This is a genomic window from Klebsiella sp. 2019SCSN059, from assembly GCF_021739525.1.
GTDB lineage: Bacteria > Pseudomonadota > Gammaproteobacteria > Enterobacterales > Enterobacteriaceae > Klebsiella > Klebsiella quasipneumoniae.
The window spans coordinates 52,186-69,624 of the sequence record NZ_JAKKOM010000013.1; the positions used below are offsets into that span (position 1 = coordinate 52,186).

General features: G+C 57.5%; 16 protein-coding genes. 10 read left to right on the forward strand and 6 right to left on the reverse strand.

The window, feature by feature from the left end; genetic code table 11:
- Positions 1 to 5: 5 nt before the first annotated feature.
- Positions 6 to 785: a pyruvate dehydrogenase complex transcriptional repressor PdhR gene (pdhR, locus tag L2I46_RS15175; protein WP_002888699.1), complete on the reverse strand. Its 780-nt coding sequence runs from the start codon at positions 783 to 785 to the stop codon at positions 6 to 8.
- 644 nt (positions 786 to 1,429) lie between these two features.
- Between pdhR and aroP the strand changes: the two genes are divergently transcribed.
- The 3 genes from aroP (at position 1,430) to L2I46_RS15190 (ending at position 5,340) form a co-directional block, all read left to right on the forward strand.
- Positions 1,430 to 2,800, forward strand: coding sequence for an aromatic amino acid transporter AroP (gene aroP / locus L2I46_RS15180; RefSeq protein ID WP_023291995.1), 1,371 nt, complete (start codon positions 1,430 to 1,432; stop codon positions 2,798 to 2,800).
- A 183-nt stretch (positions 2,801 to 2,983) separates the two neighbouring features.
- Positions 2,984 to 4,390: a glycoside-pentoside-hexuronide (GPH):cation symporter gene (locus L2I46_RS15185; protein ID WP_017901173.1), complete on the forward strand. Its 1,407-nt coding sequence runs from the start codon at positions 2,984 to 2,986 to the stop codon at positions 4,388 to 4,390.
- The gene (locus tag L2I46_RS15190) at positions 4,390 to 5,340 is read left to right on the forward strand and encodes a glycoside hydrolase family 43 protein (protein WP_102002086.1); all 951 of its coding nucleotides are present in this window, start codon (positions 4,390 to 4,392) and stop codon (positions 5,338 to 5,340) included. The genes L2I46_RS15185 and L2I46_RS15190 overlap by 1 nt, the downstream gene beginning before the upstream one ends.
- 220 nt (positions 5,341 to 5,560) lie before the next feature.
- Here L2I46_RS15190 and ampE read toward each other — a convergent pair whose 3' ends face one another.
- Both ampE and ampD read right to left on the reverse strand, forming a co-directional pair.
- Positions 5,561 to 6,415 carry a beta-lactamase regulator AmpE gene (gene ampE, locus L2I46_RS15195; protein WP_023291993.1) on the reverse strand — a complete coding sequence of 285 codons (855 nt, stop codon included), beginning with the start codon at positions 6,413 to 6,415 and terminating at the stop codon, positions 5,561 to 5,563.
- The gene (gene ampD, locus L2I46_RS15200; protein WP_023291992.1) at positions 6,412 to 6,975 is read right to left on the reverse strand and encodes a 1,6-anhydro-N-acetylmuramyl-L-alanine amidase AmpD; all 564 of its coding nucleotides are present in this window, start codon (positions 6,973 to 6,975) and stop codon (positions 6,412 to 6,414) included. The genes ampE and ampD overlap by 4 nt, the downstream gene beginning before the upstream one ends.
- A 133-nt stretch (positions 6,976 to 7,108) precedes the next feature.
- Here ampD and nadC point away from each other — a divergent pair, with 133 nt between their 5' ends.
- From nadC to hofC, 4 genes are all read left to right on the forward strand, one after another.
- Complete coding sequence (gene nadC, locus L2I46_RS15205; protein ID WP_236947995.1) at positions 7,109 to 8,002, forward strand: carboxylating nicotinate-nucleotide diphosphorylase; 894 nt, start codon at positions 7,109 to 7,111, stop codon at positions 8,000 to 8,002.
- Positions 8,003 to 8,183: 181 nt separating this feature from the next.
- A complete protein-coding gene (gene ppdD / locus L2I46_RS15210) occupies positions 8,184 to 8,615 on the forward strand; it encodes a prepilin peptidase-dependent pilin (protein WP_004204358.1) in 432 nt (143 codons plus the stop codon).
- A 10-nt stretch (positions 8,616 to 8,625) separates the two neighbouring features.
- Positions 8,626 to 10,011 carry a type II secretion system protein GspE gene (gene gspE, locus L2I46_RS15215; RefSeq protein WP_023291990.1) on the forward strand — a complete coding sequence of 462 codons (1,386 nt, stop codon included), beginning with the start codon at positions 8,626 to 8,628 and terminating at the stop codon, positions 10,009 to 10,011.
- Entirely contained in the window at positions 10,001 to 11,206 is a 1,206-nt protein-coding gene (hofC, locus tag L2I46_RS15220) for a protein transport protein HofC (protein WP_065804815.1), read from the forward strand. The genes gspE and hofC overlap by 11 nt, the downstream gene beginning before the upstream one ends.
- Before the next feature lie 36 nt (positions 11,207 to 11,242).
- Here hofC and L2I46_RS15225 read toward each other — a convergent pair whose 3' ends face one another.
- A complete protein-coding gene (locus L2I46_RS15225) occupies positions 11,243 to 12,286 on the reverse strand; it encodes a GMP reductase (RefSeq protein ID WP_023291988.1) in 1,044 nt (347 codons plus the stop codon).
- Positions 12,287 to 12,630: 344 nt separating this feature from the next.
- On the opposite strand from L2I46_RS15225, the gene coaE reads away from it, so the two are divergent.
- Genes coaE through yacG form a run of 3 tightly spaced genes read left to right on the forward strand, consistent with a single transcriptional unit; the run spans position 12,631 to position 14,198 of the window.
- Positions 12,631 to 13,251, forward strand: a complete 621-nt coding sequence (gene coaE / locus L2I46_RS15230; RefSeq protein WP_032453842.1) for a dephospho-CoA kinase — start codon at positions 12,631 to 12,633, stop codon at positions 13,249 to 13,251.
- Entirely contained in the window at positions 13,251 to 13,994 is a 744-nt protein-coding gene (gene zapD, locus L2I46_RS15235; protein ID WP_236947996.1) for a cell division protein ZapD, read from the forward strand. The genes coaE and zapD overlap by 1 nt, the downstream gene beginning before the upstream one ends.
- A 9-nt stretch (positions 13,995 to 14,003) precedes the next feature.
- Complete coding sequence (yacG, locus tag L2I46_RS15240) at positions 14,004 to 14,198, forward strand: DNA gyrase inhibitor YacG (RefSeq protein ID WP_004204348.1); 195 nt, start codon at positions 14,004 to 14,006, stop codon at positions 14,196 to 14,198.
- A 52-nt stretch (positions 14,199 to 14,250) separates the two neighbouring features.
- Here the strand turns inward: yacG and mutT are convergent, their stop codons facing one another.
- Positions 14,251 to 14,643 carry an 8-oxo-dGTP diphosphatase MutT gene (gene mutT, locus L2I46_RS15245; RefSeq protein WP_004204347.1) on the reverse strand — a complete coding sequence of 131 codons (393 nt, stop codon included), beginning with the start codon at positions 14,641 to 14,643 and terminating at the stop codon, positions 14,251 to 14,253.
- 57 nt (positions 14,644 to 14,700) lie between these two features.
- Positions 14,701 to 17,406: a preprotein translocase subunit SecA gene (gene secA, locus L2I46_RS15250; RefSeq protein WP_023291985.1), complete on the reverse strand. Its 2,706-nt coding sequence runs from the start codon at positions 17,404 to 17,406 to the stop codon at positions 14,701 to 14,703.
- Between the last annotated feature and the right edge of the window lie 33 nt (positions 17,407 to 17,439).

A 17,439-nucleotide genomic window follows, 5' to 3' on the forward strand; every position in this document is an offset into this window, starting at 1 on the left:
GGCGCTTAAGAACCGGAGTTCTCGTCCTTTCGTTGCTGTAAACGACGCAGCGAGCGTTCTCTACGACTCTGCTCACGGCTACGGTCCAGCAAAATTTCCTCAATGAACGCCAGGTGACGGTGCGACGCCTCACGCGCCTGCTCCGGCTCCCCGGCCATTATCGCCTCGAAAATGCGAGTGCGATGGTTGCTGACCAACGGGAGCATTTCCCGGCGGGCATACAGCAATTCAAAGTTCTGACGCACGTTTTGCGCCAGCATCGGCTCCATACACCTTAGCAGATGGAGCAAAACCACATTGTGTGCCGCCTCGGTGACGGCGATTTGATACTGGACGACGGCGCCGGACTCGGCGTCCAGATCGCCCGACTGCTGAGCCCGCTCAATAGCCTGATGTAGCTCGCGGATACGGTCGCGATCTTCATCATTGCTGCGCAGCGCCGCGTAATAAGCCGCAATGCCTTCCAGCGCGTGACGGGTCTCAAGCAGATCGAATTGGGATTCAGGGTGATCGGACAGCAGCTCGACCAGCGGATCGCTGAAGCTCTGCCACAGGCGGCTCTGTACAAACGTTCCACCTCCCTGACGACGAAGCAACAGGCCCTTGGCTTCGAGGCGTTGAATCGCCTCACGCAGCGAGGGGCGGGAAACGTCGAACTGTTTGGCCAGTTCGCGTTCAGGCGGGAGTTTTTCACCGGGGCGCAAAGTCCCCTCAAGGATCAGAAACTCCAGCTGCTGCTCTATCACATCGGATAATTTTGGTTGGCGGATTTTGCTGTAGGCCATATTCCCTGTCTCTGCCATTAGCCCGGAGTCAATTGGTCTTACCAATTTAAAGTTCGTAGCGCTAAAGTAACAAAGTATTCACCTTCTGTCCATACAGGTTTTGATTGAAATCAGTAAACCACGGACATTTTAACAACCTTACAGAAATAACATTTCAGAAATGTAACCTTGCACAAATGTTACGTTTACTCATAAAGAGGTAGCATTAACTTAATGGAAACGAAAAATTACGCTATCTGAACCGATTCAACGACCAGATAAGTGAATATAAAGGCAGTAAATACGAATAAATAACCAAATGAGAACAATGCGTCGGAATAATACTGAATGTGTCTATTGATGTCTTTTTAAACACATGGTCATCATCCCTTCATAAAGCAGGTGCATTCAAACGCGCTTACCACTATTCTCCCTGAGACGAAAGGCCTTTTTCTGAATTACTGCATCGCCTTCCGTAAACAAAACAATACAGAAACGGAAGTCCAAAAATACACAAACACAACAATATGTGCGCGCCATCACTCAGGTAAAAAGTGGGCCACTTCGCCCAAATTTTCGCTGGCTATGCTTTCTGGCAGGGACAGCAGTGAAGCAGCAACCTGACGGATGACGTACACAAAAAATAACCACACACGAGGTTTCATATGGAAGGTCAACAGCACGGCGATCGGCTGAAGCGCGGCCTCAAAAACCGCCATATCCAGCTCATCGCGCTGGGCGGGGCTATCGGCACCGGCCTGTTTCTGGGGAGCGCGTCCGTCATTCAGTCCGCCGGCCCGGGTATCATTCTTGGTTATGCGATTGCCGGTTTTATCGCCTTTCTGATCATGCGTCAGCTGGGCGAAATGGTGGTGGAAGAGCCGGTAGCCGGTTCGTTTAGCCACTTTGCTTATAAATACTGGGGCGGCTTTGCCGGCTTCGCCTCCGGCTGGAACTACTGGGTGCTGTATGTCCTGGTAGCCATGGCGGAACTGACCGCCGTCGGCAAATATATCCAGTTCTGGTGGCCGGAAATCCCGACCTGGGCCTCAGCGGCGGTTTTCTTCATCGCCATCAACGCCATTAACCTGACCAACGTGAAAGTGTTCGGTGAAATGGAGTTCTGGTTTGCCATTATCAAAGTGGTCGCCGTCGTGGCGATGATTTTGTTCGGCGGCTGGCTGCTGTTCAGCGGCAACGGCGGCCCGCAGGCGACGGTACGTAACCTGTGGGATCAAGGCGGGTTCCTGCCGCACGGCTTTACCGGGCTGGTGATGATGATGGCGATCATTATGTTCTCCTTCGGCGGTCTCGAGCTGGTGGGTATCACCGCGGCGGAAGCGGATAACCCGGAGCAAAGCATTCCGAAAGCCACCAACCAGGTTATCTACCGTATTCTGATCTTCTATGTTGGTTCGCTGGCGGTCCTGCTCTCGCTGCTGCCGTGGACGCGCGTGACCGCGGACACCAGCCCGTTCGTCCTGATTTTCCATGAGCTTGGCGATACGCTGGTGGCAAACGCCCTCAACGTGGTGGTGCTGACGGCGGCCCTGTCGGTGTATAACAGCTGCGTCTACTGCAACAGCCGTATGCTGTTCGGCCTTGCCCAGCAGGGGAACGCGCCGAAAGCGCTGCTCAGCGTCGACAAACGCGGCGTGCCGGTCAATACCATTCTCGTCTCCGCCGTGGTCACCGCCCTGTGTGTGCTGATCAACTACCTGGCGCCGGAATCCGCATTTGGCCTGCTGATGGCGCTGGTGGTCTCCGCCCTGGTGATCAACTGGGCGATGATCAGCCTCGCGCATATCAAATTCCGTCGCGCCAAACAGCAGCAGGGCGTCACCACCCGCTTCCCCGCCCTCTTCTACCCGCTGGGTAACTGGGTGTGCCTGTTGTTTATGGCCGCGGTGCTGATCATTATGCTGATGACCCCGGGGATGGCGATTTCCGTTTGGCTGATCCCGGTATGGATCGCAGTGCTGGGCGTGGGTTATCTGTTTAAACAGAAAGCCGCCGCCACCGTAAAAGCACAATAATACATCTCATCAATAATTCTCTTTGCTCTGCGCCCTCCCTTAATAACGGGCGCAGAGCATTGTTATCTGCTTCACACTTTCCCTTCCATAGCTTATTTATCCATATCGTCAACGCGTTCCTGCAACGTAATTCTCTCGATAGCAGCCAATAATTCTCTCCATACTGCAACGGAGAGACCGCACATGGCAGACAATAGACTTTCAATAAAAGAAAAGATTGGTTATGGGATGGGGGATGCCGGATGCAATATCATCTTTGGCGCCATCATGCTGTTTGTTAACTATTTTTATACCGATATCTTCGGCCTGGCGCCGGCGCTGGTGGGCGTACTGCTGCTGTCGGTGCGCGTCATCGATGCGGTGACCGACCCGATCATGGGCGCCCTCGCCGACCGCACCCGCAGTAAATATGGCCGCTTTCGTCCATGGCTGCTGTGGATTGCCTTCCCCTACGCCCTGTTCAGCGTGCTGATGTTCACCACTCCTGAGTGGACCTATAACAGCAAAGTCATCTATGCGTTTGTCACCTACTTTCTGCTGTCGATTACCTATACCGCGATTAATATACCCTACTGCTCGCTGGGAACGGTGATGACCGCCGACCCGAAAGAACGTGTTGCCTGCCAGTCCTATCGTTTCGTGATGGTGGGTATCGCCACGCTGCTGCTGTCATTGACGCTGTTGCCCATGGCCGACTGGTTCGGCGGCGCCGATAAAGCGAAAGGCTATCAGATGGCAATGACCGTGCTGGCCTTTATCGGCATGTGTATGTTCCTGTTCTGCTTCGCCACCGTGCGCGAACGCATCCACCCGGCAGTGCAGACCAATGATGAACTGAAAAAAGATCTCAAAGACGTGTGGAAAAATGACCAGTGGGTACGCATCCTGCTGCTCACGCTATGCAACGTCTGTCCGGGCTTTATCCGCATGGCCGCCACCATGTACTACGTTACCTGGGTGATGGGGCAAAGCACCCATTTTGCCACGCTGTTTATCAGCCTCGGCGTGGTCGGGATGATGATTGGCAGCATGCTGGCAAAAGTCCTCACCGACCGCTGGTGCAAACTGCAGGTCTTCTTCTGGACCAACATCGTGCTGGCGATCTTCTCCTGCGCCTTCTATTTCTTTAATCCGCACGCCACCACGCTGATTATGGTGCTCTACTTCCTGCTCAATATCCTGCATCAGATCCCCTCCCCGCTGCACTGGTCGCTGATGTCCGATGTTGACGACTACGGCGAGTGGAAAACCGGCAAGCGCATCACCGGTATTAGCTTCTCCGGCAATCTGTTTTTCCTTAAAGTCGGCCTGGCGGTCGCCGGGGCGATGGTCGGATTCCTGCTGTCATGGTACGGCTACGACGCCGGCGCCAAAGCGCAGAGCGCCTCGGCCCTCAACGGCATCGTGCTGCTGTTCTCGGTCATCCCCGGCGTCGGCTACCTGATCACCGCCGGCGTGGTGCGCCTGCTTAAAGTTGACCGCACCCTGATGCGCCAGATTCAGAGCGATTTAGAGAAGCGCCGCAGCAACTACAGCGAGCTGAATGAATACCAGGAACTGAAAACCAGTGAACACGTAAGGAAAGCCTGATGAACAACTGGCCAAACCCCTTTATTGAGCAGCGCGCAGATCCCTTTATTCTGCGCCACCTGAATCATTACTACTTTATTGCCTCAGTGCCGGAATACGACCGGCTGGAGATCCGGCGCGCGGCAACCCTTGAGGGGTTACGCGATGCTGAGCCAGTGGTGGTGTGGCGCGCACCGCAAAGCGGGCCGATGAGCCAGCTGATTTGGGCGCCGGAGCTACATGAGATAGACGGTAAGTGGTATATCTATTTTGCCGCCACCCATACCCACGATCTGGATGCGCTGGGCATGTTCCAGCATCGCATGTTCGTTATCGAGTGCGCCGACAGCGATCCGCTGACCGGCCGCTGGCAGGAAAAAGGCCAGGTGGTGACGCCTTTCGATACCTTCGCCCTCGATGCCACCACCTTTATCCATCAGGGCAAACGCTGGTATCTGTGGGCGCAAAAATCTCCGCATATCGAGGGCAACTCAAACCTGTATCTCGCTGAAATGGCCAACCCGTGGACGCTAAAAGGCGAGCCGGTCATGCTAAGCAAGCCGGAGTTCGACTGGGAGTGCCGGGGATTTAAGGTCAATGAAGGACCCGCGGTGCTGGTGCATGGCGATAAGCTTTTCATCAGCTATTCCGCCAGCGCCACCGATGAAAACTACTGCATGGGATTGCTCTGGATCGACCGGGAGGCCGATCCGCTGCAGCCGGAAAACTGGCATAAAGCCTCGCAGCCAGTGTTCCGGACCAGCTATGAAAACCGCCAGTATGGCCCGGGCCATAACAGTTTTACCCAAACGCCGGCGGGAGAAGATGTGCTGGTATATCACGCGCGGAATTACACCGAGATTGAAGGCGACCCGCTGTATGATCCCAATCGTCATACGCGGCTAAAACTCGTCGCCTGGAGAGAGGACGGCATGCCCGACTTCGGCATCCCGCCGGCGGATACGCTGTAGCGGTTCGGTATGCTGCCCGCAGGTGCGGGTTCTCCAGGCCGGGTCAGGCGAAGCCGCCCCCCGGCAACATGACAAGCGCGGCGTCAGATATAGCGCCCGGCGGCGCTGTTGCTTGCCGGCCTGCGTGGTGTGAGCCCCAGGCTGGATAAGCGCAGCGCCATCCGGCAATCAAAGCCCCGCAGGTGGGGTATCCTGACAGATAAAGTACGGGCGCAGGCCGTTACACCAGGGTGCCGTAAATCGTCAGCAGCGCCATGATCACCACCACCACCAGCGAGGTTTTCTTGGCCATCGACACCGCGGCCTTTGGGGTCGCCACTTTATCCACGTGCGGTTCACGGGCCAGGGAATACTGCGCCAGGCGGGTCAATACCTGATACTGCGACGAATGGCGGTCGCCTAACGATGCAAACCACGCCGGAAGCGCTTTCTCTCCATGCCCCACCAGGGCATAGACAACCCCCACCAGACGCACCGGCAGCCAGTCGACAATATGCAGGATACCATCGATTCCAGACTGCAAACGATGATGCGGCGTCTGGTAGCGCGCCAGCCATGTCTGCCAGGCACGCAGAACGCAATAAGCGATAAGCGTCAGCGGCCCCCACGCCCCACCCACCACAAACCAAAAGAGTGGCGCCAGGTAGTAACGATAGTTAATCCATAACAGCGCATTTTGCAGTTCGCTAAGGTACTCGCGCTCATCACAGCCCGGCGGGACGCCATGGATCAACGTCAGCTCGCTGGCCATCGCATCGCAGGCGCGGCTGTCATTGCGCGACGCCGCTTTCAGATAGGCATGATAGTGCAGCCGAACCTTGCCGGCGCCGATGCACAGCAGACCCAGCAAGATCCAGAACACCAGCAGCGGTACGTTGAACAGCTGCCCCTGCAGCAAGCGCTGAACGAGGTAGACCACCGCGACGGCGACCAGGGTCATCAGCAGCGTTCCCGGCAACGAGAAATGTTTTATCCGGCGGAACACCACCTCCAGCCGATGATCAAGCTGCCAGTGTTCGCCCAGTTTAAACAGGCGTTCAGCGATAAGCACCAGCAGCGTAGTAAACAGCGTCATGAGGTCTCCTTTTCTGACGGCGCGCTGAGCAGCGCACGAAATTTTTTCCAGTCAAAGGCCGGTCCCGGGTCTGTCTTGCGCACGGGCGCGATATCGCTATGTCCCGTGATGTTTGTGGCGATGGCAGGATAAATAGTGATAAGCAGATCCGTCACCGCCGCCAGCTGCTGGTACTGCGCATCGGTATACGCCAGGGTATCCGTGCCTTCCAGCTCTATGCCGATGGAAAAGTCATTGCAGCGTTCGCGCCCCTGATAGCAGGAGACCCCCGCATGCCACGCACGCTTATCGAAAGGCACATACTGCACGATTTCACCATCACGCCGAATCAGACAATGCGCCGAAACGCGCAGATGAGCGATCTCGGCAAAGAAAGGATGCGCGTGCGGATCCAGGGTGCCGGTGAACAGCGCGTCAATCCATGGACCACCAAATTCACCTGGTGGCAGGCTAATGTTATGCACCACCAGTAAGGAAGGGGCTTCTTCATCCGGACGGCAGTCATGGTGCGGCGAGGGAACCCGACGCGCGCCGACCAGCCATCCCTCGTTCAACTGCATGCGGGATCTCCTTTCGCGAACTCATGCTTCCGGGCCACACGCCGGCCCAAAGGATGAAGTGTGTATGGTACTGAAACGTCGTTCAGGTTAGCATGTTTCCCACTTCTGAATCTTATCTATCTGGAGCTTTATCATGTCGCCTCGTCGTTACAACCCCGACCGCCGCCGTGACGTGCTGCTGGAACGAATTAATCTCGATATTACCGATGCTGTCGCACACTCCCTGCGGGAAGATTTGGGCGGCGAAGTCGACGCCAGCAACGATATTAGCGCACAATTATTGCCGCAGGATGCACGCTCCCATGCGGTGGTCATTACCCGCGAAGATGGCGTCTTCTGTGGTAAACGCTGGGTGGAAGAAGTCTTCATTCAGCTCGCCGGTGACGACGTGACTATCACCTGGCACGTCGCCGATGGCGACGCGGTCAAAGCCGATCAACCCCTGTTCGAGCTGGAAGGCCCATCGCGCATTCTGCTCACTGGCGAACGTACGGCGCTGAACTTTGTGCAAACCCTCTCCGGCATCGCCAGCGTCGTCCGCCGCTATGTCGACCTGCTGGCCGGCACCAAAACCCAACTTCTGGATACGCGTAAAACGCTGCCAGGGCTGCGTACCGCGCTGAAATACGCGGTTCTCTGCGGAGGCGGCGCCAACCACCGTCTGGGGCTGTTCGACGCTTTCCTGATTAAAGAAAACCACATCATCGCCTCCGGCTCGATCCGTCAGGCGGTGGAGAAGGCTTTCTGGCTGCATCCTGATGTGCCGGTGGAAGTGGAAGTGGAAACGCTGGATGAGCTGGAGCAGGCGTTAAAAGCCGGGGCCGATATCATTATGCTCGATAACTTCACCACCGACCTGATGCGCGAGGCGGTGAAAATCACCGCTGGCCAGGCGGCGCTGGAGGTCTCCGGCAACGTCACCTTTGACACCATCCGCGAATTTGCCGAGACCGGGGTCGACTATATTTCCGTCGGGGCCCTGACCAAACATGTGCAGGCGCTCGACCTGTCGATGCGTTTCCGCTGAGGATTTGGCCTTCACGCTTCCGGGCGTGAAGGCCTGAATTTGCGACCCGACTCGCAGTCGCTCTTGCTCGCCATGCAATACCGGTAAAAACCCTGGAACCCGGTTTCCCGGATCGTTTTCGTCTCCTCGCCTGCCCCCCAGAATCCCGTCACAGTGCTCCTGTCACAACAAGGAGCGACTTATGGATAAACAACGAGGTTTTACCCTGATTGAACTGATGGTGGTCATCGGCATCATCGCCATTCTCAGCGCCATCGGTATCCCGGCCTACCAGAACTACCTGCGTAAAGCCGCCCTCACCGACCTGCTGCAGACCTTTGTCCCCTACCGGACGGCAATCGAACTTTGCGCGCTCGATCATGGCGGCCTGACGACATGCGACGGCGGCAGCAATGGCATCCCCTCGCCAACAACCACCCGCTACCTCTCCGCCATGAGCGTGGCCAAAGGCGTCGTTACCCTCACCGGCCAGGAAAGTCTCAACGGACTGGGCGTCACCCTGACCCCGACCTGGGATAACGCCGAAGGCGTCACCGGTTGGCAGCGGGTCTGCACTATCACCGACAACAGCGCACTTCAGCAGGCCTGCGAAGACGTCTTCCGGGTGAAGTGAGGGCGACAATATGAAAACAGAACAGCTGATCCCTCTCTGTCGTCGCCATCACGCCCTGCTGCTGCACAGCGATGAGCAGACGATATCCATTGCGGTGGTCGATACCCCACCGACAGAGCTAATGGAGGCGCTGCGTTTCGCGACGCAAAAACGGATCGATATTGAATGCTGGAGCCAGGAGCAGATGGATAAGCGCCTGCAAGTCCAGGAAAAGCAGGCGCTGCTGGCGCAAAATGCAGGGCCGGAAAACATCGCCGAGCGGGTCAACCAGATCCTCGAGCAGGCCCTGCGTCAGCGGGCGTCCGATATTCATATCGAGCCCACGGAAGCGCACTTAAGGATCCGCCTGCGTGTCGATGGCGTGCTACACGCTCTGCCGCTGCTGGCGCCCGAGCTGGCCGCGCCGGTTATCGCACGTCTCAAGGTGATGGCCAATCTCGATATCGCCGAGCATCGTTTGCCGCAGGATGGCCAGTTCGCGCTGAACCTCGCCGGACGGCCGCTCTCCTTTCGCATCGCCACCCTGCCCTGCCGCTATGGCGAGAAAATTGTCCTGCGCCTTCTGCATCAGGTTGACCAGGCGCTGGATCTGGAGGCTCTCGGCCTCTCATCCTCTCAGCTGGCGGCCTTTCGCCAGGCCCTGAATCAGCCGCAGGGGCTGCTGCTGGTCACTGGCCCAACCGGAAGCGGGAAAACGGTGACCCTCTACAGCGCCCTGCAGGCTCGAAACCGGGAGCAAGTGAACATCTGTAGCGTCGAGGATCCTCTGGAGATCCCTATCGCCGGGATGAACCAGACGCAAATCAATCCGCGCGCCGGGCTGACCTTTCACAGCGTGCTGCGCGCCCTGTTACGCCAGGACCCGGATATTGTGATGGTGGGTGAAATCCGCGATGCCGAAACCGCTGAAATCGCGCTGAAAGCCGCTCAAACGGGCCATCTGGTGCTCTCTACCCTGCACACCAATTCCACCAGCGAAACCCTCACTCGCCTGCAGCAAATGGGCATCGCCCGCTGGATGATCTCTTCTGCGCTCTCGCTGGTTATCGCCCAGCGTCTGGTCCGCAAGCTGTGCCCCCACTGCCGGCGCAATGCCGGCAGCGCCGCAGACCTGCCGCACAGTCTGTGGCCCCGCCCGCTGCCGCGCTGGCAGGCAGCAGGCTGCGAAAACTGTTATCACGGGTATCATGGCCGTCTGGCGCTGTTTGAGGTCTTGCCTGTCACCCCGGGGCTACGTCAGGGGATAGTCCAGGGACTTAACGCCCTTGAGATCGAATCTCTGGCGCGAGCCGCGGGCATGATGACGCTTTTTGAAAGCGGATGTCAGGCTATCGAACAGGGGTTGACGAGCCTCGAAGAGGTGGTGCGGGTGCTGGGGATCCCCCATGGCGACTAAGCGTCTCTGGCGCTGGCGAGGCGTCGATGCACAAGGCGCTCCTTGTCAGGGGATGCTATGGCAAGCCAGTCGTCCGGAGGTGCTGCATCACCTCCAGCAGCAGCGCATCATGCCGCTGGCTATACGCCGCTGTTCGGTGAAGCAAAGCCTGTGGCGCCCGCGCTACAGCAGCGAAACCATCCGCCAGTTGGCAACCCTGCTGCAGGCCGGGCTACCGCTGGCGGAAGGGTTATCGCTGTTGGCGCAGCAGCAACCGCATGCGCAGTGGCAGGCGCTGCTTGAGGCGCTGGGCCGCGAACTGGCCCAGGGCGTAGCCTTCTCTGCCGCACTGGCGCAGTGGCCGCAGGCTTTTCCGCCACTGTATCTGGCGATGATTAGCACCGGCGAACTGACGGGCAAGCTCGATATTTGCTGCCAGCAGCTGGCCAACCAGCAGCAGGAGCAGCAGCGGCTTGCCGGCAAGGTCAAAAAGGCGCTGCGCTACCCGCTAATCGTGCTCACTCTGGCGCTGCTGGTGGTGCTTGGAATGCTCTATTTTGTCCTTCCCGAATTCACCGCCATCTACCAGACGTTCAATACGCCGCTGCCGTTGTTGACGCGAATGGTTATTGCGGCAGGCGACATGCTGAGCCGCGGCTGGCCGTTGCTGTTGGCCTTTCTGCTGAGCCCGCTGCTGCTCAACCAGCTGGTCCGGCAGCGCGCCGACTGGCTGCTGCGTCGCCAGCAGCTGCTTAACGCGCTCCCTCTCGTCGGCCCCCTGATCGGCGGCCAACAGCTGAGCCTGATATTCACCGTTCTGGCGTTAACCCAAAGCGCCGGTATCAGCTTTCTGCACGGGCTGCAAAGCGTTGAAGAGACCCTGTCGTGCCCGCTGTGGCGCCAGCGCCTGGCGCAGGCCCGCGCGCTGATCGTTCAGGGGGATCCGATCTGGCAGGCGTTAAGCCGCTGCGGCGGTTTTACACCGCTGTGTCTGCAGCTCATCCGTACGGGGGAAAGCGCGGGGGCGCTGGATCAGATGCTGGAAAACCTGGCGCATCATCATCGTGAGCAGACCCATCAGCGAGCCGACAGTCTGGCTGCGCATCTGGAACCCCTGATGCTGGTAATAACCGGCTCGCTGGTTGGGATCCTGGTGGTGGCGATGTATTTGCCCGTTTTTCACCTGGGCGATGCCATTGGCGGGGCGGGAGGATGAGAAACGCTGGCACCGCGCAGGCGCCAGCGCAGCCGGTTACAGGCTGTTGAATACCCGGTTCTCTTGTTCCTGAACGCGGATAAAGGTGGTGCGTTTGGTCAGCTCTTTCAGTCGCGAGGCGCCAACGTAGGTGCAGGCTGAACGCAGGCCGCCGAGAATGTCGCGCGCGGTATTGTCCACCGGGCCACGCAGCGGCAGCTTCACGGTTTTCCCTTCCGCCGCGCGGTATTTCGCGACACCGCCCACATGGCGGGTCATCGCCGACTCGGAGCTCATACCGTAAAACAGCATGAATTTTTCACCGTTCTCTTCAACCACAGTACCGCCGCTCTCTTCGTGGCCCGCCAGCATACCGCCGAGCATCACGAAATCAGCGCCGCCGCCGAAGGCTTTCGCCACATCGCCCGGCATGGTGCAACCGCCATCGCTGATGATCTGGCCGCCAAGGCCGTGTGCGGCATCAGCACACTCGATCACGGCGGAGAGCTGCGGGTAGCCGACCCCGGTTTTGACACGGGTGGTGCAAACGGACCCCGGGCCAATGCCAACTTTGACGATATCGGCGCCGGAAAGGATCAGCTCTTCGCACATTTCACCGGTGACCACGTTCCCGGCGATAATGGTTTTTTGCGGCCAGGCTTCGCGCGCCTTCGCCACAAACTGAACGAAGTGTTCAGAGTAGCCATTGGCGACGTCAATGCACACAAAATTCAACTGTGGGTTCTCAGAGAGGATCTGTTGCGTTTTATCGAAATCCGCGTCGGAAGTACCGGTGGAAACCATCACATGCTTGAGAACGTCTGCGGATACGCTCTGGACAAACGCCTGCCATTCTTCTGCGGTGTAGTGCTTGTGTACTGCGGTAAGAATGCCAAAAGTGGCCAGCGCTTTCGCCATGCTGAAGGTGCCGACGGTATCCATGTTTGCCGCAATAATCGGCACGCCGGACCAGGTCAGGCCTGAATGTTTAAAGGTGAATTCACGTTCCAGCTCAACATCAGAACGGCTTTTGAGGGTAGAGCGTTTCGGGCGGATAAGAACGTCTTTGAAACCAAGCTTCAGATCTTCTTCAATACGCATGTGCGAATTCCTGGGGTTAATGGCATTAATGTAAGAGCACAACTCCAGTGACGTTATCATACGCACGAATCAGGCCCGCGCAAGACTGCGATTTTCACTTTTTTTACGCTACAATCGTATAAATTTACCTGGTGAATGGAGAAAAAAACGCTTATGTCTCCACCCGCCAGTGCATTATTTTTAACCATTTGATTTGCTTGATTAAAATAAACAGAATAGCGGACGGCGCTCCCGGTTGGCACGGGGCCATCACGACAAGATCGCTGTCGCCTCTCCGGCATACTGCCCGTCCTCGCTGTCTGAATACCAAAAAATACGAGCAATCCGTTTCAGGGTCAGAAGATATGGGGTACACAGTCGCGTTAACAGGCGGGATTGGCAGCGGTAAAAGTACGGTTGCCGACGCCTTCGCGCAGCTCGGGATTAACGTTATCGATGCCGATGTTATCGCCCGCCAGGTAGTCGAACCCGGCACCCCGGCGCTCCAGGCCATTGCCGGCCACTTCGGGCCACAGATGATCGCGCCCGACGGCACGCTAAACCGCCGTCTGCTGCGGGAAAAAATTTTTGCTCAGGTGGAGGAAAAAGCCTGGCTCAACGCGCTATTGCATCCGCTAATTCAGCAGGAAACGCGCCGCCAGATGCAGGCCGCCACCTCCCCTTATCTCCTCTGGGTCGTACCTTTGCTGGTCGAAAACCGCCTGTCCAGCCAGGCCGATCGCGTCCTGGTCGTCGATGTGCCAAAAGAGACGCAAATCGAACGCACCATGCTGCGCGATAAGGTCAGCCGCGAACATGCTGAACATATTCTTGCCGCCCAGGCCACGCGCGAGCAGCGCCTGGCCGTCGCGGACGATGTTATTGAAAACACTGGCACGCCGGATGCAGTGGCATCGGATGTTGCCCGCCTGCACGAAAAGTACTTAACGCTGGCATCGCAGGCCGCCTCACAGGAAAACTCGTAATGCATACCCCCGTTCTGTTTGAACATCCTCTTAATGAGAAAATGCGCACCTGGCTGCGCATCGAATTTCTGATCCAGCAGATGGCTTTCCATCCGATGATTGCCAGCCATGCCGATGCGCTCCATTTTTTCCGTAACGCCGGCGATCTGCTGGATGTCCTGGAGCGCGGCGAGGTGCGTACCGATCTGGTCAAAGAGCTGGAGCGCCAGCAGCGTAAGCTCCAGTCCTGGGCAGAAGTGCCGGGAGTCGATCAGGAGCGTATTAACGCGCTGCGCCAGCAGCTCAAGCAGTCTTCCAGCACCCTGATGGCCGCGCCGCGCATTGGTCAGTTTCTGCGTGAAGATCGCCTGATTGCGCTAGTGCGCCAGCGTCTGAGTATCCCTGGAGGCTGCTGCAGCTTCGATTTACCGACCCTGCATATCTGGCTCCATATGCCGCAGGCGCATCGTGACGAGCAGGTGGCCAGCTGGCTTGCCAGCCTCGATCCTTTGGTCCAGTCCCTGAGCCTGATCCTCGATCTGATCCGTAACTCCGGGCAGTTTCGCAAACAGACCAGCCTCAATGGCTTTTATCAGGATAATGGCGAAGATGCCGATCTGCTGCGCCTGCGTCTCGATCTGTCCCACCAGCTTTATCCGCAGATCTCCGGCCATAAGAGCCGTTTCGCCATCCGCTTCCTGCCGCTGGACAGTGAGTATGGGATCGTGCCGGAGCGCTTTGATTTTGAACTGGCCTGCTGTTAAGGAGATAACATGTCAGAAGAGACTATCGTCAATTGTCCGACCTGCGGCAAAAATGTGGTATGGGGCGAACAAAGCCCCTATCGTCCGTTCTGCAGCAAGCGCTGCCAGCTGATCGATTTGGGAGAATGGGCAGCAGAGGAGAAGCGCATCCCCAGCGCGGGCGATCTCTCCGATAGCGATGACTGGAGCGAGCAGCAGCCCTGATTTGACGGCACGCTAACCCAACGCCTGTTGGGTTAGTCTCCCGACCCGGGGCTCAGCCCTGGGCGATAAGTTTGCGGATAACCGGTTCATTCGCCGGGGGAAACGCCGCCGGATCCAGCGCCTGCCGCGCCATCCACTGTCCCGGCTGCCCCTCTTTGCCCCAGGGCTCGCCTTCCCAGCTTTCCACGAGGAAAAACCACAGCGTAATGTGGCGATCGGGGAACTGATACTCCAGCTTATCAAATAGTGAAAACGTGGTGACCGTAATCCCCACCTCTTCCTGTAGCTCGCGGATCAACGCCTGCTCTGGCGTTTCAGCAGATTCAATCTTCCCGCCCGGGAACTCCAGTTTATTCGCCATATGGGCATCGGCGGCGCGCTGGGTAATAAAGATGTCGCCTTCTGGATTGCGAATTATCCCTACGGCGATTTGCAGTTTTTTCATTGAAGCAGCTCCATAAAAAAGGCGCAGAACTCTGCGCCTTTGTTTTTTTATCAGCCCTTAGCTCAGACGGCCATGGCACTGTTTGTATTTTTTACCGGAGCCGCACGGGCAGGGATCGTTACGCCCCACTTTACGTTCGCCGGTTTGCGCCGCCAGATCCTGTGCAGCGGCTTCATCATCGCTCTGATGGCTGAGCTGCTGCATCTGCGCCAGGCGCTCGGCCTCTTCACGACGCTGCTGCTCCATCGCCTCGACTTCTTCCGGCATCCGCACCTGCACTTTGCTCAGGGTGCTGATCACTTCATACTTCAGTGACTCCAGCATCGCGGCAAACATAGAGAACGATTCGCGCTTGTACTCCTGCTTCGGATCTTTCTGCGCATAGCCGCGCAGGTGGATACCCTGGCGCAGGTAGTCCATCGCCGCCAGGTGTTCTTTCCACAGCGAATCCAGGGTCTGCAGCATCACGCCTTTCTCGAAGTGGCGCATCATTTCGGCGCCAACCACTTCTTCTTTACGCTGGTAGGTTTCTACCGCGCTCTGCAGAATACGTTCGCGCAGGGTCTCTTCATGCAGCTCCGGCTCTTTATCCAGCCACTCTTTGATTGGCAGGTCGAGGTCGAAGTCGTTTTTCAGACGCTCCTGCAGGCCTTCGATATCCCACATTTCCTCCAGCGACTGCGGCGGAATATGGGCATCGATAGTCGCCTTAAACACGTCTTCGCGAATGCTGTTGATGGTTTCGCTGACGTCAGACACGTCCAGCAGTTCGTTACGCTGGGTGTAAATTGCCCGGCGCTGGTCGTTGGCCACATCATCATATTCCAGCAGCTGCTTACGAATATCGAAGTTACGGCTCTCGACTTTACGCTGTGCGTTAGCGATAGCCTTGGTGACCCACGGGTGCTCAATGGCTTCGCCGGGTTTCATCCCCAGTTTACGCATCATGCCGGATACGCGATCGGAGGCGAAGATACGCATCAGGGCATCTTCCATCGACAGGTAGAAGCGGGAAGAACCGGCATCCCCCTGACGACCGGCACGGCCGCGCAGCTGGTTATCGATACGGCGTGATTCATGACGCTCGGTACCGATGATGTGCAGGCCGCCTGCGGCCAGTACCGCATCGTGGCGCACCTGCCAGTCGGCTTTGATTTGTTCAATCTGCTCAGGCGTTGGGTTTTCCAGCGCCGCGACTTCCGCCTGCCAGCTACCGCCGAGCATAATATCGGTACCACGGCCCGCCATGTTGGTAGCGATGGTCACCGCGGAAGGATAGCCTGCCTGGGCGACGATGTCCGCTTCGCTGGCGTGGAACTTGGCGTTCAGAACGTTGTGCTTAATGCCAGCTTTGGTCAGCTCACGGGAAACCACTTCCGATTTCTCGATCGAGATTGTCCCCACCAACACCGGCTGACCGGCTGCGGTACGGGTTTTAATATCTTCGATAATCGCCTGAATTTTTTCCGCTTCGGTCATATAGACCAGATCCGCCATGTCTTTACGGATCATCGGACGGTTGGTCGGGACGACCACGGTATCCAGCTTGTAGATGGAGCTGAATTCAAAGGCTTCAGTATCGGCGGTACCGGTCATCCCCGCCAGTTTCTCATACAGACGGAAATAGTTCTGGAAGGTGATAGAGGCCAGGGTCTGGTTCTCGTTCTGGATCTCCACGCCCTCTTTGGCCTCAACGGCCTGGTGCAGGCCATCGGACCAGCGGCGGCCCTGCATCGTACGGCCAGTGTGCTCATCAACGATGATAACTTCGCCATCTTTAACGATGTAGTCAACGTCGCGGGTGAACAGCGCATGGGCGCGCAGCGCGGCGGTGACGTGGTGCATCAGCATAATGTTGGTCGGGGAGTACAGGGACTCACCTTCATCCATAATGCCTTCCTGTACCAGCAGCTCTTCAATCAGCACCAGACCGCGTTCGGTCAGGTTAACCTGACGCGCTTTTTCATCCACCGAGAAGTGGCCTTCGCCGGTGAAGGTGTCCGAATCCTCTTTTTCCTGACGGATCAGGTGTGGAATGATCTTGTTGACCTTGCGGTACATTTCAGAGCTGTCTTCCGCCGGGCCGGAAATGATCAGCGGGGTACGCGCCTCATCGATCAGGATGGAGTCCACCTCATCCACCAGCGCATAGTGCAGTTTACGCTGAACGCGCTCTTCCGGGCTGAAGGCCATGTTGTCGCGGAGGTAATCGAAGCCGTATTCGTTGTTGGTGCCATAGGTGATATCGGCAGCGTAGGCTTCACGCTTCGCCGGCGCCGGCAGGCCGGACATGTTGATGCCAACGGTCATGCCGAGGAATTCGAACAGCGGGCGGTTATTTTCGGCGTCACGCTGGGCCAGATAGTCGTTGACGGTCACCACGTGAACGCCTTTGCCGGTCAGCGCGTTGAGGTAGGCCGGCAGGGTCGCGGTCAGGGTTTTACCTTCACCGGTACGCATCTCGGCGATGCAGCGATCGTTAAGCACCATACCGCCCAGCAGCTGGACGTCGAAGTGGCGCATGCCGAACACGCGCTTACTGGCTTCGCGAACGACGGCGAAAGCTTCAGGGATCAGGTTTTCCAGCACTTCGCCTTTTTCCAGGCGCGCGCGGAATTCAGCGGTTTTCGCTTTCAGCTCGTCATCAGAGAGTTTTTCCATCGCCGGTTCCATACCGTTGATGATATTGACGACTTTGCGCATACGACGCAGCGTACGGTCGTTACGGCTGCCGAAAACCTTGGTTAACATTTTAATAAGCATAATAAAATCTCAAACGCCCCGCGGTGCGGAGTC